Source organism: bacterium, from assembly GCA_037131655.1.
In the GTDB taxonomy this organism is placed as follows: Bacteria; Armatimonadota; Fimbriimonadia; order Fimbriimonadales; family JBAXQP01; genus JBAXQP01.
This window is the reverse complement of the sequence record JBAXQP010000215.1, coordinates 1-4,635: the sequence shown is the minus strand read 5'-3', so window position 1 is coordinate 4,635 and position 4,635 is coordinate 1. Positions and strand designations below refer to the sequence as shown.

Genomic DNA, 4,635 nt, shown 5'->3' with positions numbered 1-4,635 from the left:
CCCCTAAGCTTTGATACAATAGCTTCATTAATGGCATACGCGAGTCCTGCAAGCGATGGCAAGTGATCACAGGAGTTAAACCGACATCTATGGGTTTTCTATAATCAGAGAGTCACGCAAAGCTAATACTTTACCCCCTGCAAATTAACTATAAATATGCATCAACCTTAGAATAATCAAAAGAAAATCAAATTTTTTTAATAAACAAGCAAATGTATTGTATAATAAAAATTGCACACTTTTGGTGCAACAGGTTTGAAAACTAACTATCATTTAAAAATGATAATGAGGCTTCCACAGATGAAGTATCGAATCTTGTTTCTCTCAGCACTAGCAGTTCTGATGTTCTCGGGTATTGCTTTCGCCGGGATCGACTACGCTGGTTCACAAGACGTTGTAGTAATTGGTAAAAGAGTGAACTACCAAAGCAGCTATGATATCGACACAGGCGCCCTTTACAACCCTTTAGGACGTGCGGTATTGAATGCCGGCGTTCCCTACACGTATAGAACGTCCAGTTCTTATGCGCCTATTACTGGACTTTCAATGCCCAGTAATTATGACGATCCGCAACAAGGTTGGCTATTAGCTGGTAACTATGCTACTGGTTTAACTCCACTCTCTAATTACAACGTACACGATAACGCTGTAGAGAACCAACCAGTGGGCGAGCAACTCATCGACATAGAAAGTCGATATCTTGTTTTAGGGATTGACCACGACTGGGAAATGTCCACCAATGAGCTTGGTAATAGTTACTCTAAGGCATTTTTTGTCGACCAGTACCAACTAATACGCTTGAAAAGTGACGGCTGTGTTAAATACAATTCTTATTCCAGGTTGTTGATACACGAGGAGGCTCGGGTTCTTTCGCCTCAGTCTGCTGTTTGGCCTGCAGGCGGCTCAAACACTGCAGCTTATGCTGATGTTCAAATTGTTGGCCAGGACGCATACTGGACATTGGGCAAGGACTCTGGGAATGCAAGGCTGTTCAAAATCAATAAGAACTTTACTGGTGGTGGCTTCGTTGAAGCCAATAACAGTTACGCCGCTTATGGCTCCCTTACGCCCACCCTAGTCCTCGATGCGACAGCTATGGGGGTTACGGGAGCAACCGAAGCCCGTGGTTTCACCTTAGACAGTCAGGACAACATCTACATGATCATCAACAGTTCGACAGTAGCTATGTTTGATCCAACAGGCACGACCTGCCTCAACGCTGCTTTCATTACAGGAAGCAGCGCGGGGGAGGGTGTTACCGACATTGACTATGTCAATAACAAACTGGTACTCGCTACTGGCGCCGGCGTCGGTGTCTATGACCTCTCTGGCGGACTCCTCAGGACCCTCGAATCTGGCGTAGGAATCACTGGGATTGATGTCGTTGCGGGTGTGCCAACAACCGTGGACTTTGTCTGCACAGTCACACTGGAGGATTGGAATGGCACAAGTCTGCCGACCGTGACCGTAACCGTTGATAGCGGCACGCCTGTGGTCAAGACCCTTACGGGCAGTGGTTCGAGCGGTAGCTTTACCCTTAGCTTAGCTCCTGGTGAGCACACGATCAAAGTGAAGGCTGCCAAGTCTTTGAGCCAAACGGTAACCGGTGCGGGCACCACACCGTCCTTTATGCTGCAGTGCGGCGATACCAATGATGACAACAAGATTGATGACTTGGACTTCCTTAGTGTCATCGGCAACTTCGGATCAACCGATCCTGTGCTTAAGCTCATTGGCGACGGTAACGGCGATGGTAAAACGGATGACTTAGACTTTCTTAATGTCATCGGTAAATTCGCAACCTCCGGCACCTAAGCCGTCTTACTCTTAAAAACCAATAAGCCAGTCAGGAATACCTGACTGGCTTATTTTATTTGAATGGCTTTATCCGCAGACGTGCATTTATTCGCCAAGCAACATCACTTATGAGTTATAAGACATCTACTTAACTACCGATGTAAGTTTTGTGGTTGATGAGTTGCCAGCTGAGTTGAACGCTTGAACTTCAATCGTGTGCGAACCGACGAAGAGAGGCTCAGTTGCGAAAGTGAATCTCTCCATACCTTCATCAAATACCCCGTTTAACGCCTCAGCGCTCAACCAATCACCATTATCTACTCTAAATTGAACTGCTGTAATTGAGAGAAGGCTTTGGCTGGCGAAACCCATTACCGTGACGGACTTATCACTTTGAACGGCAACGGCATCCTTTGCAACCGTGATGCTGGGGGTAGCGTTAACGACTTTAAATAACGCTGATACTATCTCAGCGTCTAACGCCCCGTTCCCATTGCTTGGGCGATCGCTTGCAACGACCTTTAACTGATACTGGCCGTCCTTGACTTTTGATGTATCCCACTCCAAGCTGGTTGCGCGCAGTTTTGTATTCGCAGATGGGTTAATGACTGGCGAATCGGGCACTGCGTTTTTCATTTTCTTTACCATCTCAGGCGCTTGGGCAAGCAGCATCTTCTTGGTCGAATCGGGAATATCCGTTCGGGTATTGATATCATCCGTAAGCTTTTTAAGCATTTCAGCTTCGGTAGGAGTGCCATCTTTCCCCGTTGGGGATGTTATTGTTACTGTTTGCTCGTTCTTTTTACTACCTTCAATTAACTGCCATGTTTGACCCTGGTCGGCTGAACAATAGAGGCGGTAATCCAATGTATCCCCATCAGGATCGGTTGCTTCCCATCGAACGGTCTGTTTACCAAATATCGAGTCCCCCGCTGAGGGGGAAGCAAGTTTAAGAACAGGCGGCTGATTTTGCGGAAGAAATGAAATCGACACTTGCGAAAGAGCCGGTGAACCAGTCGCCCCTGCACTCAAAACGGCTTTATATTGCACAAAGCGTGCCGGTTGACTTAACACTTGCATACCACTCGAAGCATAAGGGATTGACCATGCGCTCCAAGTGGAATCCGGCTCGCGAGTGTTCCCTGTCCTTGTGGAAAGAGTTATTCCCTCATCGCCTACCCATTCGATACGGCTCCATTTCGCGGTCAGCTTGACATCATGTACGGGGCTGATATAGGTTCCTCTGGTTCCCTTAGGAGTTGCGCGCATAATCTCGCCAGCGCTGCCCGTGCCAATATAGAATGTCCCATCAGAAGCTTTAGCCATCGATAGATAGGACAACGGTCTTTCTTCATAGAACGCTGCTACGGTATCGTCCGAACCAATTTCCCATACCGCACCGGCAGTAAGTGAAAACGCCGTCTTGCCGTCCCACATCATCGCTCTTACGGCTCCAGTGGGTTTGTCTTTGAGGTTACGAACGACCCCGTCCGATCCGATTCGATACATCAGACCGCGAGGAGATGTGCCTACAAACAAATTGCCCTTATCATCAGCAGCTAATCCTGAGATTGTAGCTTCACTGGAGTCATAAATAACTTCGGTTTGACCGGAGGGCTTAATGCGATAAACCAATCCTAAATCACTCGTACCGGCATATAAATCGCCATTTGTGGCAAGCGTCAGAGAGGTGATATGACTATCGTTGGATTTCAGCAACGGCTTAACCATACCTGATGGCGATATCGAAACAACCCAAGCATTTGCGCCAGATCCTGCGTAGAGGACGCCATTCTGCCCGAATAGGAGTGAAAGTACGTATCGCTGTTCCGTTTTAGCAAATACGTTTGAGGAGCCATCCGAACCTATCTTGTAGACGACCCCGCTAGGCGAGGCTCCAGCATAGAGTTGACCATCAGACCCTACACACAACGCCGTAACTTCCTGATCGGGGAGTTTGGCAAACTTAACGAACTTATCATCCTTAAGAACATAAATCACCCCATCATGACCTGTTCCGGCATAAACATGCCCTGCGTTATCAGAAACCATCGACCATATAATAGGGTCTTTCAATGAAGCAAAGGGTTTAAGCACGGGAGCGAGCTTTATCATTCCGTTGCTGGTTACCGTTGTGCCGATTATTTCTCCACATGAAAAGGCATCATAACCTGATTGACGCCATATTTGGACTTGGCGAGTGACCGGCTTACCTACCGGACTTGTGCCTACAGAAGGAGTTGGAAATGCAGGCATAGCGCTCGGTGTAGCTGAGGCTGCCGGCGGTACCGGGAAATCCATCTTGATCTCTTCCTCAGGAATCCCCTCGAAAGTGTCAGTGTTTGATGGAGGTATATCAAATCTGTTCGTAAGATTAACCTTTACACTCTCTTCATCGCTTCCCTGCTCACCATCTTCGCTTATCGGCATTGATGGCATTGTTGGCATCGGAGTAATCATCGACGGGGATGCGGATGGAAAAGAAGGCATTGTTGGCGGTTGGGGTTGATCGGATGAGTCTTTCCTAACAACAGTGATATAAAACATCTGCGAGCCTGAAACGATATATTGCATCGGCAAAGTTTTCTTGATATCATCGCGCGCAAGCTGCACAGTTGAACTCGCTGATGATCCAAGCACTTCAAGCATCGTTGGCGGCAGATTGCTCAACTTTTCACCCCGCGCATAGGCTGCAGGACGGTTTAGCATCAAACGCACAACCATATCCGTATTCTTTTCCTTCTGGTTAAAGCGTTTCACGATCTGCTTAATATCACTTGCTGGCGGTTCATTCGCGGAAGGTCCACCCCCGATGAATAAACCTGGGAAAAGCATTAT

Annotated in this window: 2 protein-coding genes; one reads left to right on the top strand and one right to left on the bottom strand. The window is 47.6% G+C overall.

All coding sequences use genetic code 11. From position 1 onward, the window contains the following. The first annotated feature begins 300 nt into the window (after positions 1-300). Entirely contained in the window at positions 301-1,815 is a 1,515-nt protein-coding gene (locus WCO51_09865; GenBank protein MEI6513564.1) for a dockerin type I domain-containing protein, read from the top strand. Between the two features lie 126 nt (positions 1,816-1,941). Here WCO51_09865 and WCO51_09860 read toward each other — a convergent pair. Beyond that, positions 1,942-4,635: hypothetical protein (locus tag WCO51_09860; GenBank protein MEI6513563.1), on the bottom strand; the 2,694-nt coding region annotated here is incomplete at its 5' end.

Bases quoted from the DNA above. Each gene is read 5' to 3' on its own strand.
- WCO51_09865 (MEI6513564.1), top strand. From the start codon at position 301: ATGAAGTATCGAATCTTGTTTCTCTCAGCACTAGCAGTTCTGATGTTC.